This is a genomic window from Aestuariibius sp. HNIBRBA575 (genome assembly GCF_040932005.1).
In the GTDB taxonomy this organism is placed as follows: domain Bacteria; phylum Pseudomonadota; class Alphaproteobacteria; order Rhodobacterales; family Rhodobacteraceae; genus CANLNM01.
In genome coordinates this window covers 547,804-569,484 of record NZ_CP162414.1, presented here as the reverse complement: position 1 = coordinate 569,484, position 21,681 = coordinate 547,804, and the positions used below count along the sequence as shown (strand labels likewise).

The 21,681-nt window shown below is 55.9% G+C and carries 25 protein-coding genes; 8 read left to right on the top strand and 17 right to left on the bottom strand.

The features are described from left to right. Positions 1 to 894, bottom strand: a complete 894-nt coding sequence (locus AB1F12_RS03020; protein ID WP_368186477.1) for a LysR family transcriptional regulator — start codon at positions 892 to 894, stop codon at positions 1 to 3. A 102-nt stretch (positions 895 to 996) separates the two neighbouring features. Between AB1F12_RS03020 and AB1F12_RS03015 the strand changes: the two genes are divergently transcribed. Further along, entirely contained in the window at positions 997 to 1,614 is a 618-nt protein-coding gene (locus AB1F12_RS03015; RefSeq protein ID WP_368186476.1) for a class I SAM-dependent methyltransferase, read from the top strand. 51 nt (positions 1,615 to 1,665) lie between these two features. Here AB1F12_RS03015 and AB1F12_RS03010 read toward each other — a convergent pair whose 3' ends face one another. Next, on the bottom strand, positions 1,666 to 2,490 hold the full coding sequence (locus tag AB1F12_RS03010) for a hypothetical protein (protein WP_368186475.1): 825 nt from the start codon (positions 2,488 to 2,490) through the stop codon (positions 1,666 to 1,668). A gap of 168 nt (positions 2,491 to 2,658) precedes the next feature. After that, the gene (locus AB1F12_RS03005; protein ID WP_368186473.1) at positions 2,659 to 3,405 is read right to left on the bottom strand and encodes a DUF1013 domain-containing protein; all 747 of its coding nucleotides are present in this window, start codon (positions 3,403 to 3,405) and stop codon (positions 2,659 to 2,661) included. A gap of 125 nt (positions 3,406 to 3,530) precedes the next feature. On the opposite strand from AB1F12_RS03005, the gene AB1F12_RS03000 reads away from it, so the two are divergent. After that, the gene (locus AB1F12_RS03000; RefSeq protein WP_368186471.1) at positions 3,531 to 4,160 is read left to right on the top strand and encodes a ribonuclease T; all 630 of its coding nucleotides are present in this window, start codon (positions 3,531 to 3,533) and stop codon (positions 4,158 to 4,160) included. On the opposite strand, the gene AB1F12_RS02995 is transcribed toward AB1F12_RS03000, so the two are convergent. The 4 genes from AB1F12_RS02995 to AB1F12_RS02980 form a co-directional block, all read right to left on the bottom strand. Next, positions 4,157 to 4,597 (bottom strand): VOC family protein, encoded by a 441-nt coding sequence (locus tag AB1F12_RS02995; protein WP_368186469.1) that lies wholly within the window; start codon positions 4,595 to 4,597, stop codon positions 4,157 to 4,159. The genes AB1F12_RS03000 and AB1F12_RS02995 overlap by 4 nt on opposite strands. Next, a complete protein-coding gene (locus AB1F12_RS02990) occupies positions 4,597 to 5,412 on the bottom strand; it encodes an aldo/keto reductase (protein ID WP_368186468.1) in 816 nt (271 codons plus the stop codon). Before AB1F12_RS02990 ends, AB1F12_RS02995 begins: the two co-directional genes overlap by 1 nt. An 86-nt stretch (positions 5,413 to 5,498) precedes the next feature. Beyond that, entirely contained in the window at positions 5,499 to 6,482 is a 984-nt protein-coding gene (locus AB1F12_RS02985) for an NAD(P)H-quinone oxidoreductase (protein ID WP_368186466.1), read from the bottom strand. 9 nt (positions 6,483 to 6,491) lie between these two features. After that, the gene (locus tag AB1F12_RS02980) at positions 6,492 to 7,208 is read right to left on the bottom strand and encodes a COQ9 family protein (protein WP_368186465.1); all 717 of its coding nucleotides are present in this window, start codon (positions 7,206 to 7,208) and stop codon (positions 6,492 to 6,494) included. Positions 7,209 to 7,316: 108 nt separating this feature from the next. Here AB1F12_RS02980 and rpsU point away from each other — a divergent pair, with 108 nt between their 5' ends. Next, positions 7,317 to 7,523, top strand: a complete 207-nt coding sequence (rpsU, locus tag AB1F12_RS02975) for a 30S ribosomal protein S21 (protein ID WP_009159816.1) — start codon at positions 7,317 to 7,319, stop codon at positions 7,521 to 7,523. A gap of 73 nt (positions 7,524 to 7,596) precedes the next feature. Here rpsU and AB1F12_RS02970 read toward each other — a convergent pair whose 3' ends face one another. Both AB1F12_RS02970 and AB1F12_RS02965 read right to left on the bottom strand, forming a co-directional pair. Continuing rightward, a complete protein-coding gene (locus tag AB1F12_RS02970; protein WP_368188242.1) occupies positions 7,597 to 9,312 on the bottom strand; it encodes a SulP family inorganic anion transporter in 1,716 nt (571 codons plus the stop codon). A gap of 150 nt (positions 9,313 to 9,462) precedes the next feature. Further along, the gene (locus AB1F12_RS02965; protein ID WP_368186464.1) at positions 9,463 to 9,921 is read right to left on the bottom strand and encodes an Lrp/AsnC family transcriptional regulator; all 459 of its coding nucleotides are present in this window, start codon (positions 9,919 to 9,921) and stop codon (positions 9,463 to 9,465) included. Positions 9,922 to 10,057: 136 nt separating this feature from the next. Between AB1F12_RS02965 and ald the strand changes: the two genes are divergently transcribed. Then, complete coding sequence (ald, locus tag AB1F12_RS02960; protein ID WP_368186462.1) at positions 10,058 to 11,173, top strand: alanine dehydrogenase; 1,116 nt, start codon at positions 10,058 to 10,060, stop codon at positions 11,171 to 11,173. Positions 11,174 to 11,245: 72 nt separating this feature from the next. Then, a complete protein-coding gene (locus tag AB1F12_RS02955; RefSeq protein ID WP_368186461.1) occupies positions 11,246 to 11,857 on the top strand; it encodes a sulfite oxidase heme-binding subunit YedZ in 612 nt (203 codons plus the stop codon). Here the strand turns inward: AB1F12_RS02955 and AB1F12_RS02950 are convergent. Beyond that, positions 11,854 to 12,789 (bottom strand): LysR family transcriptional regulator, encoded by a 936-nt coding sequence (locus tag AB1F12_RS02950; protein WP_368186460.1) that lies wholly within the window; start codon positions 12,787 to 12,789, stop codon positions 11,854 to 11,856. The two genes, AB1F12_RS02955 and AB1F12_RS02950, sit on opposite strands and share 4 nt — an antisense overlap. A 48-nt stretch (positions 12,790 to 12,837) precedes the next feature. On the opposite strand from AB1F12_RS02950, the gene AB1F12_RS02945 reads away from it, so the two are divergent. Beyond that, complete coding sequence (locus tag AB1F12_RS02945; RefSeq protein WP_368186459.1) at positions 12,838 to 13,119, top strand: DUF1330 domain-containing protein; 282 nt, start codon at positions 12,838 to 12,840, stop codon at positions 13,117 to 13,119. Here AB1F12_RS02945 and AB1F12_RS02940 read toward each other — a convergent pair whose 3' ends face one another. After that, on the bottom strand, positions 13,120 to 13,863 hold the full coding sequence (locus tag AB1F12_RS02940) for an AraC family transcriptional regulator (RefSeq protein WP_368186457.1): 744 nt from the start codon (positions 13,861 to 13,863) through the stop codon (positions 13,120 to 13,122). Positions 13,864 to 13,951: 88 nt separating this feature from the next. Here AB1F12_RS02940 and AB1F12_RS02935 point away from each other — a divergent pair, with 88 nt between their 5' ends. Beyond that, on the top strand, positions 13,952 to 14,488 hold the full coding sequence (locus tag AB1F12_RS02935) for a peroxiredoxin-like family protein (RefSeq protein ID WP_368186456.1): 537 nt from the start codon (positions 13,952 to 13,954) through the stop codon (positions 14,486 to 14,488). Positions 14,489 to 14,536: 48 nt separating this feature from the next. Here AB1F12_RS02935 and mscL read toward each other — a convergent pair whose 3' ends face one another. Together mscL and AB1F12_RS02925 are read right to left on the bottom strand one after the other, a co-directional pair. Then, complete coding sequence (gene mscL, locus AB1F12_RS02930) at positions 14,537 to 14,965, bottom strand: large conductance mechanosensitive channel protein MscL (protein ID WP_368186455.1); 429 nt, start codon at positions 14,963 to 14,965, stop codon at positions 14,537 to 14,539. A 140-nt stretch (positions 14,966 to 15,105) separates the two neighbouring features. Continuing rightward, complete coding sequence (locus AB1F12_RS02925) at positions 15,106 to 16,710, bottom strand: GMC family oxidoreductase (RefSeq protein WP_368186453.1); 1,605 nt, start codon at positions 16,708 to 16,710, stop codon at positions 15,106 to 15,108. A gap of 93 nt (positions 16,711 to 16,803) precedes the next feature. Between AB1F12_RS02925 and AB1F12_RS02920 the strand changes: the two genes are divergently transcribed. Beyond that, positions 16,804 to 17,913: a class I SAM-dependent RNA methyltransferase gene (locus tag AB1F12_RS02920; RefSeq protein ID WP_368186452.1), complete on the top strand. Its 1,110-nt coding sequence runs from the start codon at positions 16,804 to 16,806 to the stop codon at positions 17,911 to 17,913. Positions 17,914 to 17,925: 12 nt separating this feature from the next. On the opposite strand, the gene AB1F12_RS02915 is transcribed toward AB1F12_RS02920, so the two are convergent. The 4 genes from AB1F12_RS02915 to AB1F12_RS02900 are packed head-to-tail and all read right to left on the bottom strand — an operon-like array spanning position 17,926 to position 21,675. After that, positions 17,926 to 18,372 carry a YtoQ family protein gene (locus AB1F12_RS02915; protein WP_368186451.1) on the bottom strand — a complete coding sequence of 149 codons (447 nt, stop codon included), beginning with the start codon at positions 18,370 to 18,372 and terminating at the stop codon, positions 17,926 to 17,928. Positions 18,373 to 18,400: 28 nt separating this feature from the next. Further along, positions 18,401 to 18,844, bottom strand: a complete 444-nt coding sequence (locus tag AB1F12_RS02910; RefSeq protein WP_368186450.1) for a GNAT family N-acetyltransferase — start codon at positions 18,842 to 18,844, stop codon at positions 18,401 to 18,403. A gap of 3 nt (positions 18,845 to 18,847) precedes the next feature. Then, positions 18,848 to 21,241 carry a phenylalanine--tRNA ligase subunit beta gene (pheT, locus tag AB1F12_RS02905; RefSeq protein WP_368186448.1) on the bottom strand — a complete coding sequence of 798 codons (2,394 nt, stop codon included), beginning with the start codon at positions 21,239 to 21,241 and terminating at the stop codon, positions 18,848 to 18,850. Beyond that, on the bottom strand, positions 21,238 to 21,675 hold the full coding sequence (locus AB1F12_RS02900; RefSeq protein ID WP_368186446.1) for a hypothetical protein: 438 nt from the start codon (positions 21,673 to 21,675) through the stop codon (positions 21,238 to 21,240). The genes pheT and AB1F12_RS02900 overlap by 4 nt, the downstream gene beginning before the upstream one ends. Positions 21,676 to 21,681: the final 6 nt, after the last annotated feature.

The window sequence follows — 21,681 nt, the reverse complement described above, 5'->3', positions numbered from 1 at the left end:
TTAATCCGGGTTCGACAGTTCTTGGGCAATTGCATCAAACACAACGCGAATGCGTTTGCTGGTATGTAATTCGCGGTGGGTGATCAGCCAGACCGGAAATTCGATCGGGGGGAAATCCGGCGCTGCCCGTTCAAATTCGGGGTCCTGATCGCCGATTTGTTCTGGCAAAACCGTCACCCCCAACCCGGACCGAGCCAAATTTTCGGTCACCAATCCACTGTTGCAGGCATATTTGAACTGATCCGCATGCAGCGTCACCCCTTTGGCAGCGACCATGTCGATGAATTCTTGCATGTCGACGCCGCCAATAATGGTATAGCGTTCCAGATCCCGAAATGAACGTGCCCGCCCGACGCGATCCAGATAGTGCGGCGTGGCATAGAAATTCGCCCGAAGCGTCGCAACCAGCTTGGCATAAAGCTCTGGCTGGTTGGGGCGCACATGCCGCAGGGCAATGTCGGCTTCGCGACGTGATAGGTTCTGGACCTCGTTTGATGCAATGATCCGGATGCTCACCCCCGGTGCGGTTCGTTGCAATTCATGCAGAACCGGCGTCAATAAATGCACCGCAAACAGGTCGACCGCGGTGATAGACACCTCGCCTGTGACGTCTTGGGATTGCCCGGACGCCACAAGAGACACGCGATTGGCCGCTTCGCCCATGGCGCGGACATGGTCCAACAATTCATGGCCCGGCTGGGTCAGGATTGGGCCGCGCGCGCCCCGTTCAAACAACGTCACTCCTAACGCCTCTTCTAGGCCGGCAACCTGCCGCCCCAACGTGGGTTGGGTTGAATTCAGCGCCCGCGCGGCGGCACTGAATGACCCTTCCTCGGCCGTGGCCAGAAACGCCCGGATCTGGTTCCAGTCAAAAGAAATCGCCTGCCAATTCATGCAAATATGTATACCTGATGTGCAAATTACCACAATTTCCATATGCTATGTGCATAGGTACCGTCTTGGCAAGCCACCCAGATGACAACTAGGATCCAATAGATGAGTGACACCGCATTTTGGAACAAAATAGCGCAGAAATACGCCGCGAGCCCGATTGAGGATGTTCCGGCATATGAGGCATCGTTAAAGCGGGTTTTTGCGCGTCTTTCGCCAAATGATCACGTTCTGGAACTGGGCTGTGGCACTGGCAGCACGGCGTTGCGTTTATCCGAATATGCGGCCAAAATCACCGCTACTGATTTTTCCTCCGAAATGATCCGCATAGCCAAATCCAAACAAAGCGACACACAATTCACCAATGTTGATTTTCAGGTGGTCGATGCGCAATCGCCCTCTGATGGGCACACCTACGATGTGGTTTGCGCCTTTAATTTGGTGCATTTGTTGCCGGATTTTGACGCTGGAATGCAGCATATCAAATCACAAATCAAACCCGGTGGTTTGTTTATCAGTAAAACGCCTTGTCTTGGGGAAATGAGCCGGTTCATGCCGGTCGTGATCTGGCTGATGCAGCGGGTCGGCAAGGCGCCATTTGTGTCAAATTTCACAATTACACAGCTAGAAGCAAAGCTACGCGACGCGGGGTTTGAGCTGATCGAAAGCGAAACCTACGGCAAAGCTGGGCGCAGCCGGTTTATCGTGGCCCGACCTCTGTAGGCTGACAGATTGAAACGTGCCCAGACAGCCGGGCACGTTTGGCTAAGTGAATTACTGCGCGGTTAGTTTAAACCCAAGCGCCTGATCCCAATGGATAAAGCTGCCCGTGCAGACAAATCCGTTTTTGCGATAAGACCGCATTTGCAAACGGAAATCATCAAAGGAGGCTTTGTAATCCTCCTTGGCGCGGAATTCCGGGATCAACCGGTTCAGCATCACAAACACGGTTTTGCGGCTGATGCGGCAGAACTCATCGACAATGCTCATCCAATCGTCGGGATGGCAGTAATGTTCGATCGCCTGAAAACACATGGTGACATCCATGCTTTTGTCCGCAAACGGATAAGGCGCGATGCCCGCATCAAAAACCGTCATTGGCAAATCAACGCTTTCGACGATGTGGCGATAGGGCCAGTCAGGTTTTTCGCCGGTGATTTCGTTGCCAAAATCATCTACGTCGCGCTGGAAATTTTCATCGTTTAGCGCACGGAATTGCGCCATGGCGCCGCCGTCTTTGGACCAAACCATATTGGCATAATCAGTGCCCATCACGTTATGACCGAAATGGCGCAGCACCTCTAGCATACCGCCATGCGCGGTCGACATTTCCAGCACGTCCTGTGGTTCTGCACCGATCAATTCAGGGAAATAGAGCTGAACCCGGTTCCAGCACCGTTGAATATTTTTGGCCCGGTTGGCGTATTTCTGTTGGATTTTTTCGTTCCGCGCCAACCCATCATCATCCAGCGGATACGGGGTTAACAATTCTGCGGGGGCGTTTTCCCCAAAAAGATCAAGCGTATCTGCCTTGATCCGTTCTTGCCGGACAAGCTTGCGCACTTTGGGATCTTTGAAATCCCGAACATCCATTAACATCAGACTACTCCTTGCACCCTTATGGGTGTCTATTTGCCTCGGGTTAAAGAATAGCAAAAACTGGGGCAGAAATGTGGCCGTAGTTAACCTCTTGTTAATTTTAGTTAACGCCTGAGTCAAAAAGGCCCCACCAATTGGCAGGGCCTTTTAAGATACGTGAATCAAAGATTACTCTTCGTCTTCGTCATCTTTGCTATCGGGCAAGTTAAAGAAGCTGTCCGCATCAGGGATTGCCTCTTCTTTGTCACTTGGATCGACATCTGTGTTCAGCGTGAACGTTTCCAGACCGGAAATCGCAGATGGCATTTTTGGCTCAGCGTCCATGCCAAGGCTCTGCTCAGTCGACACCAGTTTACGGCGCTCATCATCCGACATCACGCTGCCTTCAGCCTTTTTGGCAGCAGCTTTTTGAACAGCCAGATCCAATTCGGTCTGTTTACACAGGCCCAGCGCAACTGGGTCGATCGGCTCCATGTTGGAAATGTTCCAATGGGTGCGTTCACGGATCGACTGAATTGTCGGCTTGGTGGTGCCCACCAGTTTCGCAATCTGGCCATCGGACAATTCGGGATGAAACTTCACCAGCCATAGGATCGAATTCGGGCGATCCTGACGTTTGGACAGCGGTGTGTAACGCGGGCCACGGCGTTTTTCTTCGCCAACAGCTGCGGCGTTAAACTTCAGCTTCATCCGGTACAGTTTGTTTTCCTGCGCCTTGTCGATTTCTTCTTGGACCAGCTGGTTGTTGGTGATCGGGTCAAACCCTTTGACGCCTTGTGCCACGTCGCCATCAGCGATGCCCTGAACTTCTAGCTCGTGCATGCCTACAAATTCGGCGATCTGGCGAAAGCTGATTGTGGTATTGTCCACCAGCCAAACGGCAGTTGCCTTGGCCATGATTGGTTTGTCAGCCATGTAAGCCTCCTGAATTAGATACATTTTCCCCGTGCCCTGAAAGGGGCGGCCCATAGGGACCAGTTCGTATTGTCGGGGAACTTATCCTGTATATAGTGCCCGCAACCCATTTAGGAAAGGTCAAAATGCGTCACCTTCTTGCAGCTTTGCTGATCTCTGCTTCGCCTGTTGCTGCCGATGGGACGGCGGGTGAATTTGATTATTACGTTTTGGCCCTGTCTTGGTCCGCAAATTGGTGCACCCTGGAAGGGGATGATCGCAATTCGCCGCAATGTGAACCGGACGCCGAATTTGGCTGGGTTTTGCACGGGTTATGGCCGCAATATGAACGTGGCTGGCCATCCTATTGCAACACAAACCACCGCAATCCGTCCCGCGCAGACACGGGCGAACAGGCCGATTTATATGGGTCATCAGGGTCTGCGTGGCATCAGTGGAACAAACACGGACAATGCACAGGATTGTCGTCTGACGATTATTATGCGCTCGCGGGCGAAGCCTATGATCGCGTCACCCGGCCCAGCGTATTCCGCCGCCTGTCCAGCGCGGTCACACTGCCTGCATCCGTTGTGGAACAGGCGTTTACCACCGAAAACGAAGGGCTGGACGCAGATGAAATCACCATCACCTGCCGGTCTGGCTACATCCAAGAGGCGCGGATCTGCCTGACCCGCGATCTGGAATTTCGCCAATGCGGCGCGGATGTGATCCGGGATTGCACGCTGGATGATGCGTTGTTTGAACCCATGCGCTAACGCGCACGTCCGTCAGGGTATTCCCCCGGACCTTTGATTTCCAACAGGTTGCCAAACGGGTCGCGGATGTAAAACGAATGGCCCATGCCGCGCGCGCCGCCATGCATGGCTTCGCGTTCGATTGGGACGTTGTGATGGGCCAAATGGGCGCGCAACGCGTCGTGGTCAAATGCCGATGTGGCGATGCAAACATGATCCACATTGCGCCCACCGGGCACGGGTGGCACCGCGCTGGCGCCGCCGGGATGGGTTGTGTCCCACAGCACGATCAACGACGCCCCGGCCCAGACTTGCTCCATCCCGAGATCGGGATAAGAATACCCAATCGGGCAGCCCAAAACGTCGCGATACCAATCCACAGCGCGCCGCAGGTCGTCGACCAGAAACACAACGTGATCGATGCCTGTCAGGCTAAACGGGATGTCGCGATGGGGCATCACACATCCCATTTCGGGCACCACGGCCCGTTGACCAATCGCAGACCGCGATCCATGGACCGCAAGGTTTCGATCTGATCCGTGGTCAATGACACATCCTGTGCGGCAAAATTTTCCGCGATCCGGCCCGGATTAGACGAGGACGGGATCACCACATGCCCCTCGGCCATCAAAAACGCTAGCGCCAATTGCGCAGGCGTAATACCCAAATCAGACGCCATCGCCACAAAGGGGGCGTCGTCCAGAATGGCACCACGCGCCAAAGGCGAAAAGGCGGTAATGGGGATGTTTTTATGGGCGCAATGATCCACAATCGGGTGGTTCTGCATAAAGGGGTGCATTTCAACCTGATTGGTTAAAATCACACGATCCCCCAGCAATTCCAACGCCTTATCAATGTAGTGAATGGTGAAATTCGACACGCCAATATGCCGTGTTAGCCCGGCATCATACACGTCCGCCAATTGGGCCATGTAATCCTGAATGTCATATTCGTCGCCAATGGATGGGTAATGCAACAGCAGCAAATCCACCGGACCAACGCCCAGTTTTTCTAACGACGCCTCGACATGCGGGCGCACTTGACCGGGGCCAAAGCTTTCTGGGGCGACTTTGGTGGTCACCCACAGATCAGCGCGCGCAATGCCAGAATCCGCAATCGCACGGCCCACGAATTCTTCGTTCTCATAACCTTCGGCCCCGTCAATGTGACGATAGCCGGTTTCCAATGCGGTCAATGTGCTTTGATAGGCCTCTTGGTCGGGGCGGTTCCACGTCCCAAAGCCCATCTGAGGCATTTTTTCCAATGCTGACATGTGACATCCTCCCAAATGTTAGCGGAAACCTAAAACGATTTCGCCACCGCCGCAAGGATGCCCCGCCCAATGGCAGGATCGCCAGATTACCCCACTTTGAGGACGATTTTGCCGATATGTTGGCTGCTTTCCATGCGGGTATGTGCGTCGGCTGCGTGGTCCAGCGTGAATTCCTGATCCATCACCGGCGCAATCCGCCCCGTGGCCAGCAATGGCCAGACTTTTTCATATAGGTCAGCCGCGATCCGGGCCTTGGCCAGATCGCTCTGGGGGCGCAGGGTCGATCCGGTCATGGTCAACCGGCGCATCATCAGATGAGCAAAGTTTATTTCGGCTTTGGGGCCTTGCAAAAACGCGATCTGCACCAAGCGGCCATCATCGGCCAGCGCCTTGATATTGCGGGCAATATAAGACCCGCCAACCATGTCCAAAATCACATCCGCCCCGCCCTGTTCGCGCAGAACATCGACAAAATCCGCGTCACGATAATTGATCGCCTGTTCTGCGCCCAGCGCCAGACAGGCGGCGCATTTTTCGTCAGACCCGGCCGTGGTGAACACCCGCGCGCCCAGCACATTGGCCAGTTGGATCGCCGTTGTGCCAATCCCTGATGATCCGCCATGGACCAAAAACCGTTCACCGGCCTTCAATCCGCCGCGTTGAAACACGTTGGACCAGACGGTGAAAAATGTTTCCGGCAAACACGCGGCCTGTTTCAAATCCATCCCATCCGGAACAGGCAAACAATGGGCGGCGGGCGTGACCACCTGCTCAGCATAGCCGCCACCGGGCAGCAATGCGCAGACCGGGTCCCCCACGGCCCAATCCGTGACCCCATCCCCGATTGCAGCAATGGTTCCGGATGCTTCTAGCCCCGGCAGATCACTGGCCCCTTTGGGCGGATTATACAGTCCCGCCCGTTGCAACGCATCCGGCCGGTTGACCCCCGCATAAGCCACCTGAATGCGCACTTCGCCATGGCCCGGTTCGGGGATATCCCGCAAGGCTGGTTTCAACACATCCGGGCCGCCGGGGGTGGAAATTTCCACCACACGCATTTGTTCGCTCATCTCGGGATCCTATTTGTTATCTGTCCAACGGCCGGGCACATCGTCGCGTACGCCAGTGCGGGCATTGGGGGCTTTGACTTGGCCAAATAAGGCATCCAATGGCCCCAAAAACGGTTTCACCAAAGGATTGCCACGCATGTGACCCTTTAGCTTTTCGAATTGCATGACGTTGTCGATACGCCGGTCAATAAAGGCATCCGTGGCCTGCCCGTCCAGACTGTCATCGCCCAACCAATACAGTACAACCGACGAATACACCGCCGATAATGTCGCGCGTTTGGAATAGTAATTCACGTCCTCTGACGTGTCGCCCAGCAGGGTCCAGATCGCATCGGATGTGCCCCAGATCAGACGCGCCCCTTCGGCGGCCAGATGGGGCATGGCAAACAGGATTGTGCCACGCCGCACGGCCTCTTTGTCGGCGCAAACCTGCAATCGCAGCCGGATCGCGAGGCTGATTTTGTCGCGAATGCGCATGTCGGTCAGGTCGTGATCCGCCATGGCGGCGCGCATGTCGATGTCGCCCTGTTTGTGGAATTCCATGGCTAGATCCACCGCCCCGCGCGGGCAGGTTTGGCGCGCCGCATCGGGGTCAATGTCCGAATCGCCCACCGCCGCGTCAAACGCCACATCCCCCCATCCATCAAAGGCCACATGCGGCAGGATTGCCTCTAATAATGCGGTTTTGATGGGGTCATGGGCTGTTTCAGCGGATGAATACGACATGGGGGCTCCTTGGTCTGTCTCTACTCTAGACAAGTTCCGACCCCTTTGCTATACGCGCGGTTCCTGCAAATCCTTGCAATTTCAACCTAGAAAGGTGGTGACAACCACATGCAGGTAAGTGTTCGCGATAACAACGTCGATCAGGCGCTCCGTGCCCTGAAGAAAAAGCTACAGCGCGAAGGCGTTTTCCGTGAAATGAAGCTGAAGCAACATTTCGAGAAGCCGTCCGAGAAAAAAGCACGCGAGAAGGCCGAGGCCATCCGCCGTCAGCGCAAGCTCGCTCGTAAAAAGGCACAGCGCGAAGGTATGCTCTAAGCAGCCCTTGAACGCTATGTAAGAATTCTAAACCCCCGAGGCCCAGCCGCGGGGGTTTGTTTTTGTGCGGATGTCAGCGGCTGGACAGGGTATGCATCGCGTCAAATTGCGACAGAAATACCTGCCCGGTCAAATCACCCAAAAAATGTTCCTTTTGCAGGCGATCCATCACCGGGCCTTTGACTTCGGACAGATGCAATTGCACCTCCATTTCGCGCAGGCGTGTGTTGATCATTTCCAAGGATTCCAGCGCGCTTAGATCAATGTCGTTGATCGCAGAACATTGCAGGATCACATGGCGAATACCGGGGTCATTGGCCACACGATTGTGAATTTTATCCTCTAAAAACCGGGCATTGGCGAAGTATAAGCTTTCGTCCACGCGCAGCGAAACGATGCTGGGATCGGTCTGGACTTTATGGCGCAGGATATTGCGAAAATGTTCGGTGCCCGGCACCAACCCCACTTCGGCAATATGCGGTCGCGACGTTTTATAGAGATGCAGCAAAATCGACAGGCCGACCCCTGCCGATACGCCGATTTCCACGCCCATCCCCAACGTCAGCAGGATGGTGATCAACACGGCGGCAAAATCAGCCTTTGAATAGCCCCAGCTGCGTTTGAGGATGCTGAAATCCACCAAACTGAGGACAGCGACGATGATGGTCGCGGCCAGCGTTGCCTTGGGCAGGAAATAGATCAATGGTGTTAAAAACAACGCCGCAAACGCCAATCCGAGGGCCGTAAACGCCCCGGCGGCGGGGGTTTCTGCCCCGGCGTCAAAATTAACCACCGACCGGGAAAACCCGCCCGTCACTGGAAAACCACCGGTCAAGGATGCGCCGATATTGGCGGCCCCCAATCCGATCAATTCCTGATCCGGATCAATACGTTGGCGTTTTTTAGCGGCCAATGTTTGGGCCACGGATATCGATTCAACAAAGCCGATGATCGAAATCAGAAACGCCGGTAGCAGCAATTGACCGATCAAGCTGGGGGACAGCGACGGGAATGTCAGCGGTGGCAAGCTTTGAGGAACGTCGCCGACGATTTTGACACCCTGCCCCGCCAGTCCAAACCCCCAAACCACCAAGGTTGACACCACAACCACCACCACCGGCCCGGTTTTCACCGCGATCCCGGTCAGACCCCCACCGATGCCTAGTCGGGTCAGCAATGGTTTTAACCCTTTGCGGACCCAAAACAAAAACGCAGTCCCCAAGATGCCGATTGCGGCTGTGAACAAGTTCGTTTCTCTCAGATGTGCCAACAGCGACACGACAATTTCCAACAGTGTGTGTCCATGCGCGTCAATGCCCAGAATGTGTTTCAATTGGCTGGCTGCAATGATGATCCCCGATGCGGTGATGAACCCGGCAATCACCGGATGGGACAGGAAATTGGCGATAAACCCTAATCGCAACACCCCCATCATCAGCAAAATACCCCCCGACAGCCCGGCCAAGGTCAGGGCCGCCACGGCATATCCCATGCTGCCTTGGTCGGTGATGTCAGCCAATGCCGCGGCCGTCATTAACGACACCACCGCCACCGGCCCCACCGCCAAGGCGCGGCTGGTGCCAAAAACCGCATATAACATGATCGGCACGATGGACGCATATAGGCCTGCCTCGGGGGGCAATCCCGCCAGCAGGGCATAGGCTAATGATTGCGGGATCAACATGATCGTCACAATCAGCGCCGCCATCACATCATTGCCAAAACTGACGCGATTATAGTCGCGCACCAAGGTCACGATGGGAAAGACACGGGTCACCAATGGCGGCAGGGTTGCACGTGATTTCATCAAGGGGCCTCTAATACATTGCAGATTTGAGATATATGGAGATGCCACCCTCTCAGAGCAAGGCTCTCTGATGCGCCCTTTTGTCCCTTTCCCCCAGGTTTCGACCTATTCCGAACGCGCCGCGGCGCAAATTTACACAGGCAGCGCCGTTGTCTGACGAACCGTGCGCAAACTGAACGACGAATGAATGGTCTGCACGCCGGGCAATTTCGCCAAGGATCTGCGGTGAATGCGCGCAAATTCCTCTGCATCAGATGCCACCACTTTTAGCAGGTAGTCCGCCTTGCCGGCCATCAAATGACATTCCAATACTTCGGGCACCCGCGCGACGGCCGTTTCAAAGGCATCCAGCAATTCGTCCGCCTGCCCGCTGAGGGCGATTTCGACAAACACAGTTGTCTGATACTTTAGCTTTCGCGGGCTCAGCAGGGCCACATAGCCGCTGATGATGCCCTCTTGTTCCATACGTTGAACACGGCGATGGCAGGCCGATGCGGATAAATTCACCGCCTCTGACAGGTCCGCATTTGAAATCCGCCCCGTACGTTGCAACGTCACGAGGATTCGGCGGTCAGTGCTGTCAATTTCCATTTGGCGCAGATTCCTTCGAAGTTTTCTGACTTTAACGCAGAAATCCACGAATGTCACACGCTAACGCGGGGCAAATGACCCAAGACATTCTACCCGATGGGTGCGACCGTTTGTCTAACGTAGGAGGAAACACCCAATGCATATCGGTTGCCCAACAGAGATCAAACCCCAGGAATTCCGCGTCGGTATGACGCCCAATGCCGCTGGCGAAGCGGTGTCCCATGGCCACAAGGTCAGCATCCAGCAAGGCGCCGGACTGGGCGCTGGCTTTACGGATGATGACTATGTCGCGGCGGGCGCGCAGATCATCGAAACGGCGGCTGAAATTTTCGCCAGCGCCGATATGATCGTAAAGGTCAAAGAACCCCAAGCGATCGAGCGTAAAATGCTGCGCAAAGATCAGCTTTTGTTCACCTATCTGCATCTGGCACCAGATCCGGAACAGACCAAGGATCTGCTGGCATCCGGTTGCACGGCCATCGCCTATGAAACCGTGACCGATGATCGTGGTGGCCTGCCTTTGCTGGCCCCAATGTCCGAAGTTGCAGGCCGTCTGGCGGCTCAGGTTGGGGCATATACCCTGCAAAAGGCCAATGGCGGTCGCGGCGTTCTGATGGGTGGCGTACCCGGTGTTGGCCCCGCCAAAGTGGTCGTAATCGGGGGCGGTGTTGTCGGGACACATGCCGCTAAAATCGCCGCGGGAATGGGCGCAGATGTGACCATTCTGGATCGGTCCTTGCCACGTCTCAAATACCTTGATGATGTGTTTGGCCGTGATTTCAAAAACCAATATTCAACCGCAGGCGCCACCGCCGACCTCATCAAAGAGGCCGACATGGTCATCGGTGCGGTTTTGATCCCCGGCGCCGCCGCGCCGAAACTGATCAGCCGCGCGCAATTGTCGACCATGAAACCGGGCGCCGTGCTGGTGGACGTGGCCATTGACCAGGGCGGGTGTTTTGAAACGTCGCGCGCCACAACCCATGCGGATCCAATCTATGACGTGGATGGCATCATGCATTATTGCGTTGCCAACATGCCCGGCGCCGTTGCGCGCACGTCCACAATCGCGCTTGGCAATGCGACGTTGCCGTTCATGCTGGCGCTGGCAGACAAAGGCTGGAAACAAGCCTGTCAGGACGATCCGCATCTGATGAACGGTCTGAATGTGCATGCGGGTCAACTGACCTATGCCGCCGTTGGCGAAGCCCTGGGCATGGACTTTATTCCGGCGGCCATCGCAGCGGAATAAACCAGCGCAAAATGCGACGGAATGTCGGGGCTGATCCGTATCAGTCCCGACACTTCATTTCAGAGGCCCCCAATGTCGCATTTCTTCAAACGCACCTCACCCTATCTTTTGTGGGCAATCCTCGCGCTGCCGTCTTTTGCCATTGTCAGCCAGGCATTGGGCGCGGAAACCAACCGCGTTTATCACCAATTGCTGCATCCGACCGGTGAATTTGCCGCCCGTTTCATGATCATTTCGATGATGGCCACCCCGTTGATGATGCTGTTCAAAGGCTGGCGCGGCCCTCAATGGCTCAGAAAAAATCGCCGTTATTTTGGTGTTGCCGCCTTTGCCTATGCCGCGTTGCACACCCTGTTTTATCTGATGTCGGAACCCCTACAGCGCATTCTGGCCGAGGCGACCGATTTTGAAATCTGGACCGGATGGGTTGCCTTTGCGATCTTTATCCCGCTGGCGGCAACGTCCCATGATTGGGCGGTGCGTAAAATGGGGCCCGCGTGGAAATCTCTTCAACGTTGGACCTATGGCGCGGCTGTGCTGACGTTGCTGCACTGGGCCAGCCTGCATGATTGGCGCAGTCCAACCGCGGCGATCGTTCACTTTACCCCATTGGCATTGCTGACACTTTATCGGATCTGGTCGACCTATTCCCGCCGTCGGGCCCGCGCATTAAAGGCCGCCTAACCCGGCGATTGCCCCTCAAATAGCGGTCGCATCCCCCGCATGTGGGTTGCGGCAAAATCGACAAAGGCCTGAATACGGGGCACCCGGCGCAAATCCGGATGGGTCAAAATCCAGATCGGCATGTAGGGAAAATCCGGCAATCCCGGCACCCGAGCAAGGCCTGGTTCCCCATCCCCCAAAAAACACGCCATTCGGGTCGCGCCAATGCCGGATCGCGCCGCTTCGATGGCGACGATCATGTCATCCACTGACAGGCGCACATTCAGATTGGGCCGCAGATCGGTCAGCCATTTGGGCGGCCCCGGCCAATGGATAAAACGCACCCAATCCAGCGGCGCATCGCCCCCCTGATCCCGCGCGATCAAATCAGGGCTGGCATAAACCGCCCCACGTTGTTGTGTCACCCGCCGCCCAACCAAGGTCGGCGAAGGATTGTCGGAAATGCGGATCGCCACATCTGCTTCGCGTTGGGACAGGTTCAACACATCATTGCTGGCCAACACTTTCAGATCGATATCAGGATGGGCGGTGATAAATTCCCGAAACATCGCGCCCAGCCCGGCCGAGATCAGCAATTGCGGTGCCGTCACCGTCAATGACCCGCTGATCGTGGTATCGCGCGCTCCTACCTGCCGATCCAGCTGGGCCCCGGTGATTTCCATCGCTTCGGCGGCACGCACCGCATCCAGCCCGGCCTCTGTTGCGATATAGCCGCTGGCCAATCGTTCAAACAGACGCGCACCCAGCGCAGTTTCCGCAGCCGTGATCCGCCGCGCCACCGTGGCGTGGTTCACACCCAGCACCCGCGCAGCCCCGCTGATCCCGCCCTGACGCGCGGTTTCCAAAACATATCTAAGGTCGTTCCAATCCAACATGCCCCGATCATTACCGCACAGCGATTGCGTGGCAATGATCGTTTTTGCGCAGGTCATGTGCTGTCACAAATGCAGCAATTCCAAATCAACCCGAAAGGATCAAACATGACCGCCTATGCCATAGTCACCCTCACCGTGAATGACGCCGAAACCCTCGCTCAGTACCGCGAAAAGGCCGGTGCCGCATTGGCGAAATACGACGCAAAACCGTTGCATGTCTCGCCAGACGCAACCGTGATCGAAGGCGACATCACTGCGCCCGACGTCACTGTCATTCTCACTTTTCCTGACCGCGACAAAGCGTTGGGTTGGATCAATGATCCTGAACTGGCCAATGTGCATGCATTGCGTCGTGGGTCGGGGACATCCAACATTATCCTGATGTGATCAGGCCGCGTCGCCCTGTTTGCGTTCCGAAATGGGCGACGCGTCATAGGCTTTGCGATAGGCGCGACTAAAGGCTTCGGGCGACGTGTAGCCAAACCGGCGCGCCACACGTTCAACCCGGTCGCCTTTTTGCAAATCCTGCCGGGCGACGGTCAATCGCCATTGCCGCAAATACGACATCGGTGATTGCCCGACTTTTTGTGAAAAAAGCTCTGCAAAGCGGCTGACTGACAGGCCCGCCTGCCCCGCCAGATCGTCAATGGTCCAGTGATGTCCGGGGCGATCATGCATCGCCACAATGGCACGGCTCAGCCGCGTATCGGCCAATCCGGCCAACAGGCCAACTTGGGTCCCGCCTCGTTCGATCTGATGGCGCAACAATCGCACCATCAACACCTCGATCAACCGACTTAGCACAGACGCCCCGCCACAGCGCGGCAGGTCTGCCTCGGCGATCAAAACCGTCACCAATGCCTGCAAATCCGGCGCATCTGAAATCGGCGATTCAACCTGATCGGGCAAAGCCGTCAGCAACGGATTATCCGCCCCACCCCAAGCGACATCCGCCGCAAAAAACACCTGGCTTTCGATCTGCAATTGACCGTTTTTCTGCGGATGTAAAATGATCCGATCCGGCTGTGCATTCTGCCCCACAACAATCAGATTTGCATCCCCAACGGATGTCACACGGATGTTCATCTGAAACCGATCCATGAGGGTGGTCAGGCGATCAATCTTTGACATTCCGGCGTTCCAGTCATGTAAATCGGATAATACTGATCCTAACCTGTGGCATGTTCCGGATCAAAGTCAACCAACCAAGGATTTCGAAATGCTGTTACCCCGTCAAAAAACACCCGATCTGGCCCTGCCCACTTTGGATCATGGATCATTTGATTTGTCCTCAGAGGCAACAGAACGCGGCACAATCATCTGTTTTTATCGCGGTCTGCATTGCCCGATCTGCGCCAATTACCTGACCGAGCTGGAAAAAAAGGTAGACGCATTCGCCGAACGCGGTGTTTCCGTCATCGCCGTCAGCTCAGACGGAGAAGAGCGCACCCGCGCCATGGCCGACAAAATCAGCGCAACAAAGCTGCGGTTTGGCTACGATTTGTCGCTGGAAAAAGCCCGCGAATGGGGGCTTTATATTTCGACATCACGCGGCAAAACATCCATCGGCATCGAAGAGCCAGCGCTGTTTTCCGAACCCGGCCTGTTCATGGTGACGCCGGAACAGACGCTTTATTATGGATCCGTTCAGACCATGCCGTTTGTGCGCCCACATTTTTCAGAATTGGTTGGTGCGTTGGATTTTGCCATTGCCAACGATTATCCGGCGCGTGGCGAATATACCGGCGCTGTTTAACACAAAAGGGCCCCGCATTGGGGCCCCTTTCCATCCATTTAGGGATGCTTATTTCTTCAACGAGTCGCGGATTTCGACCAGAATATCCAATTCGCTTGGACCCGCTGGCGCTTCTGGCTCGGCAACTTTTTCTTCTTCCATGGCTGCTTTGGCTTTGTTCACAGAACGCACCAACATGAACACCACATAGGCGATGATCAGGAAGTTGATGACCGCCATGATGAACGACCCATAGGCAAATACCGATGCGCCCGCTTCGCGGGCGGCTTCTAGGCTGGCGCCCTCTGGGGCTTCGCCTGCCAGAATGGCATATTTGTTGGTGAAATCGACGCCACCTGTGAACAAACCGATGATCGGATTGATCAAATCGTCGACCATAGACTTAACAATCGCCGTGAACGCGGCACCGATGATGATACCAACAGCCATGTCCATGACATTACCCTTGGCGATGAAGTCCTTGAATTCTTTTAGCATTTCTTCCCACTCCGTTACTTTTTCAAACGCGCAAAGTTGATCTCTGCTGCGTTAACCCCCTTTTGATAGCGCCAATTGCGATCCAAGCTAGGTTTTTTTTCACCGCGCCTTCCCCGTCACGGTGGTCGGCCGAAACCGGGTCATTGCGCCTGCAAAATCATATCCGCCACGCGATCCGCAATCACCATGGTGGGCGCATTGGTGTTACCCCCAATCAGCCGCGGCATGATCGACGCATCCACCACACGCAGTCCGTTGACGCCGTGAACCCTGGCCTGAGGGTCAACCACCGCCATGTCATCCACGCCCATTTTGCAGGTCCCGACCGGGTGATAAATCGTGTCGGCCCGCGCACGAATATCGCGTTCCAACGCGCCATCGCTGCCGTCATGGGGATATAGACGTGCGCCCCTCCAAGCGGCCAGTTCGGGGTGATCCAGAATGTCCTGCATGATCCGCGCGCCCTGTTTCAAACAGTCCAAATCCCGTGAATCCGCTAGAAAATTGGGATCGATTTTGGGGGCGTCCAGCGGGTTTGCGCTGTTCAGCCCGACAGAGCCACGGGAATAGGGCCGCAGCACACAGACATGACACGAATACCCGTCCGACAGATGGATTTTGCGCATGTGTTGATCAACGATACCGACCACCATATGCAGCTGCAAATCCGGGCGATCAAGATCAGGGTGGCTGCGCACAAACGCGCCCGACTCTGCCATTGGCGAGGCAAACAGCCCCACGCCTTTGCGCCGCCAACGTCGGATCGCTTTGCCCATCCGCCACAGGCCCCGTGGGTTTAACCCAACAACATCCCGGCGTTTGGATTTATAGGAAATCACATAATCCAGATGGTCCTGCAGATTTTGCCCAACCCCCGGCAATTCATGCACCATTTCAATACCATGCGCCGTGATGGCATCCCGTGGACCAATCCCCGACAGCATCAACAATTGCGGGGATTGAAACGCGCCGCCGGATAGGATCACTTCGCGATTTACGGTGATCTGATGCCGTTTTTTGCGCCGGATATATTCAATCCCGATGGCGGTTTTCCCGCGCATCAAGATACGGGTCGCACGTGCGCGGGTGATCACCTTCAAATTCGGGCGATCCATCACCGGATGCAAAAACGCCGCCGCCGCGGAACACCGCTGACCTTTGTGTTTGCCCTCAAAAAACTGCGTCACCTGATAGAGCCCAACGCCCTCTTGCTTAGCTCCATTAAAGTCGCTGTTTTCAGCGATTTGCTGCCCCTGTGCGGCCCTGACAAAGGCCTTAGAAATCGGGCGCGGCTCGGCTTGGGTCGCCACATTCAGGGGGCCAGCGCCGCCATGCAAATCCGACGGCCCGTTTTGGTTGCGTTCATAGCGTAGAAAATGCGGTTTGACGTCCTTCCAGCCCCAACCGTCACATCCCATTGCGGCCCATTCATCGTAATCGGTCTGATGGCCGCGCACATATAACATGGCGTTGATCGCGCTGGATCCACCCAATGTTTTGCCACGCGGCTGAAACCCAACGCGGCCATTTAGCTCGGCCTGAGGGACGGTCTTAAACGCCCAATTGTTGATCTTGGGCCGTCCAGACACCATCGCCGCAACCAAGGCCGGCGCGCGCACAAAGATGTCTTTGCCGCCGCCCCCTGCCTCAATCAAACAGACGGATATGTCTGGATTTTCCGACAGGCGATTGGCCAGAACACTGCCCGCCGATCCGCCGCCTACAATTACGAAATCATATGTCATGCCCCACCATTGCCTTTCTGGCGGCGACCACAATCCTTTCGCCACGTCACGACGCATGTTGCGGCAGGATGTACGCCCAGATAAGACAAGCAGATGGAAAACACGCCCTTTGAAATCTTCTTCGCCGCCCAGCCCGGGCTTGAACATGTCCTATTGGCCGAGGCGCAGGAAAAAGGGTTTTCTGACGCAGCCGCAACCCCCGGTGGCGTCACGATCATGGGCACATGGCCCGATGTTTGGCGCGCCAATCTGCAAATGCGCGGGGCCGGGCGTATTTTAGCGCGGATCGGATCGTTTCGGGCGTTCCATCTGGCGCAGCTGGACAAACGATCCCGAAAATTCCCGTGGGGCGATGTGCTGCGCGCGGATGTGCCGGTGCGCGTCGAAGTGACCTGTAAAAAGTCCAAGATTTATCACGCGGGCGCTGCCAGCCAACGCATTGAAAAGGCCCTGACCGAAGAACTGGGCGTCGAGATTTCCAAAGAGGCAAACCTGCAAATCAAGGTCCGTATTGACGACAATCTGGTGACCATCAGCGTCGACACATCCGGCAACGCCCTGCATAAACGCGGCCACAAAGAGGCAGTAGGCAAAGCGCCGATGCGCGAAAACCTCGCCGCATTATTCCTGCGTGAATGTGGCTACACCGGGACCGAACCGGTGTTGGATCCGATGTGCGGATCTGGCACCTTTCCGATTGAGGCGGCAGAGATCGCGATGGGGTTAAACCCCGGCCGCACCCGCAGCTTTGCCTTTGAAAAGCTAGCGACATTTGATGCCGCGGCTTGGGCGCAGATGAAATCTGAAACACAATCCAACGATGTTGATCTGTCATTTTATGGGTCGGACCGGGATGCCGGGGCGATCAAATCCAGCAAAGCCAATTCGCAACGCGCCGGGACCGATCATCTGACCCAATTCACGCTGGGCCCGATCAGTGATCTGCAACGCCCCGATGGGCCGCCCGGCCTGATCATGATCAACCCGCCATATGGCGCACGGATCGGCACCAAAAAGCTGCTATTTGGGCTTTATGGCACGTTGGGGACCACCCTAAAGGACCGGTTTCGCGGTTGGCGCGTTGGCATTGTCACCAGCGATGCGGGATTGGCCAAAGCCACCAAACTGCCCTTTGTGCCGCCCGGCCCGCCTGTGGCCTTTGGCAGCCTAAAGGTCAAATTGTATCGCACCGGGCCGCTCTGACGGTCGCCCCCGTTACGACGGCAGCGTGCCGTGCAAAACATAGGTCAAAATTTCAACGACCTGCGCCGGTGTTTCCACCACGGCCAGCGCGGCAGCGTCCACTTCTTTTAGGGCGTGTTGGTGATCTGCGCCGTGCATAACGATCAGGGATTTGCCCAATGCCGCAGCATATCCCGCATCAAAGGCGGCGTTCCATTGTTTGTATTTGTCGCCAAACCGCACAACGACCACATCCGCGGCTGCAATCGCCTGACGGGTACGGATCGCGTTTAGCTTGGCGCCTTTGTGGTCGTGCCAAAACTTCTGATCCTCAACGCCTAAAATGGCCACGCCGCAATCATCTGACGCGGCGTGATCGGTCACAGGGGCCGAAAATGCCACGTCCAGATCAGAGGCAGCATGGACAATTTGGTCACGCCAATCCGTGTGGATTTCACCGGATAAATAAACATTCAGCATCGTTTTCTCCTGCTGTTTGTGGATCGGCCTAGGGCTGCAATCCTGATTTAACCATTTCAACCTTGGCCCCGGATTGTGCGGTGATTTCATATCCAAGATGTTGGTAAAGCGCGATATTTTCAGGGATGTCGCGATGTGTTGCCAGATGCAGCTGGTCCAAGCCATGAAACTGCGCCAATGTTTCGGCGCGCGTGATCAAACGTTTGCCAACACCTTGCCCGCCCGCATCCGGCGACACAGCGATATTCATCAATTGGGCGCGCTCATCCGTCAGTTTCAGCATCATCACCCCCACCACATCATCCTGTGTGGTGGCAACAACCACGGTGTCATCGGCAATCGCATCGGCCACGCCATCACTGACCGCAGGCAGGTCAACGCCGCGCGCCACATAAGGCGCATAGGCGGCGTCGATCAGGGCGATTATCAGATCTACATCCGAAATTTCAGCCTTTCGGATCCAGATCTGCATGATTTATCCCCTTAATGCGCCACCGGTGGCTTTGGTGACTTTTTCGACGATCTTGGCGCTGACCGCCTCGATGTCTGCCTCTTTCAGTGTGGCATCTTTGGGCTGCAAACGCACCGTCACAGCGAGGGATTTTTTGCCCTCACCCAATGAACCGCCGATAAATTCGTCAAACACACGCACGTCAGAAATCAGCGTTTTGTCCGCGCCCGTGGCGGCATTGACCAGCGTCATGGCCTCTACATCCGCGTCCACCACAAAGGCAAAGTCGCGTTCCACGGCCTGCAAATCAGACGCAATAAACGCGGCCCGTGTGGCGCTGTTTTTGCGCGGCATTGGGATGTCTTGTGGGAACAGGGTGAACCCGACAACCGGACCTTTGACGTTCATTTCAGACAGGATTTTCGGGTGGATTTCACCGAAAATGCCCAGCACCTTTTTCGGGCCAAGACAGATTTTGCCGTGCCGTCCGGGGTGCCACCAATCCTCTGCGCCGCGCAGGATTTGCACCTTGGCCGGGGCGCCCATAGAGGACAGGATCGCTTCGGCGTCAGCCTTGGCGTCATAGATATCGACCGCCCGGGCTGCGCCATGCACGTCCTTGGGGGCGGTGCGCCCAACCAAAATGCCGGTGATTTGGGTATGTTGTTCGCCCGGCTCGCCGCCTTGGAACGCATCACCTGCCTCAAACAGGGCCATATCGGCAAACCCACGCGCCTGATTGCGCGATGCGGCCTGCAACAGACCGGGCAACAGCGCAGGACGCATATGCGACATTTCACTGGAAATCGGATTTTCCAGCATCGTTGCATCATCGCCGCCGCCAAACAACGTGGCGCTGGCGCGGTCGATGAACGAATAGGTCACGCATTCATTATAACCCAGCGCCGCCGTCGTCCGCCGCGCGGTTGCGACGCGTTTTTGCATCGGCGTTGTGGTGATCTGGGTCAGACCGGCTGGCACTGGCAGTGGCACGCCTTCCAGCTTGGTCAGGGACGCAATCCGCGCCACTTCTTCGACCAGATCGGCTTCGCCTTGTACATCGGGGCGCCAGCTGGGTACCTGCGCCATATCCCCATCCATGACAAAGCCAAGCGCAGTCAGGGATTGCACCTGAACATCCGCAGGGATGACCATACCAACGAGGCTTTGAACGCGATCCGTATCCAGTTTATAGGCCCGCGCCACGTCAGGCACGGTGCCTGCCACAATCATATCAGACGCTTCGCCGCCAGCGTGATCCACGATCATCCGCACCGCATGGTCCAGCCCCACAGGGGTAAATGCAGGGTCAACCCCACGTTCAAACCGATACCGCGCATCCGAATTGATTTTCAGCGCGCGGCCCGCATAAGCGATCTGAACCGGGTCCCAATAGGCGCTTTCGACAAATACATCGGTGGTATCGTCAGAACAGCCCGTTTCCAGACCGCCCATGATACCCGCCACGGATTCCGGGCCATTGGCGTCAGAAATCACCATCTGACCGGGTTGGAATGTGTATTCTTTGTCGTCCAGCGCTGTCAGAGTTTCGCCACCAGCGGCGCGATGAACGCGCAGATCACCCGACACTTTGGCCAGATCAAACACGTGCAAAGGACGGTTCTGATCATAGGTAAAGTAATTCGTCACATCGACGAGGAAATTGATCGGACGCAGACCAATCGCCTTTAGCAATTGTTGCAGCCATGCCGGGCTGGGCCCGTTTTTCACGCCGCGAATGACGCGACCGGTGAACACTGGACAGCCATCCAGCGTGTCATCGTCAATGGTCACATTGATCCCGGCCGGGATCGTCGCAGGCACCGGATCGACGGTGCAATCTTTCATCACGCCCAGCCCACGCGCGGCCAGATCGCGGGCAATGCCCCGCACGCCCAGCGCATCGGGACGGTTCGGCGTAATGGCGATTTCGATCACCGGATCCACCTTGGATGGATCATTTTCGGCCAGCCAATCGCTGAATTTCTGACCAACCTCACCTGACGGCAATTCGATAATGCCGTTATGTTCGTCCGATAATTCCATTTCGCGTTCGGACGCCATCATGCCAAAGCTTTCGACACCGCGGATATTGCCGACCTTGATGGTGATATCCAGCCCCGGAATATAGGTGCCCGGCTTGGCCAGAACCACGGTGATGCCTTCCCGCGCATTGGGCGCGCCACAGACGATCTGGGTTTCGCCTTCGTCAGACAAAACTTTGCAGACTTTCAGCTTATCCGCATCAGGGTGCTTTTCCGCGTGCAACACTTTGGCGATGGTGAAATCAGACAGCTTTTCAGCCGGTTTTTCCACGCCTTCAACTTCAAGACCCAGATCGGTCAGCGCGTCACAGATGTCATCGACAGAGGCTGAGGTGTCGAGGTGGTGTTTCAGCCAGGAGAGGGTGAATTTCATAGTGAGTTCCTTTTTGCCTGCTCCAACGCGTCTTCTGGCAATCGTGATTTTCCATAGTACCCAAAAGTGGACCAACCAAGGGCATCCCTGCGCATTTCGAGGATCAAATCATTCTGCGCCTTTGCAGCGGCTTTGAACCTTGGATGCAAGGAGCCAGAATCTATAGTGAGTTCATCTTGCGCTTCTTGATATTTCGACAAATATTGGCTCGCCGCAAATAGCACTCTGTGAGATGCATAAAGCATCAGCTTTGAGTGCACCTTGTTCAGAGCTAGCGTTTTGCGGTGTAATTCGTCGGCATCAATCTCATAGTAAGCATCATTTGGCGCAGGAGCATCCATCAAAAACTCTTCGTAAATTCGCCGTTTCTCTGCCAGCACTGCTTCAGCTTGACTAAAAATCCGTCCAAATACAAATCCAATTGCGGCAACCACTACACC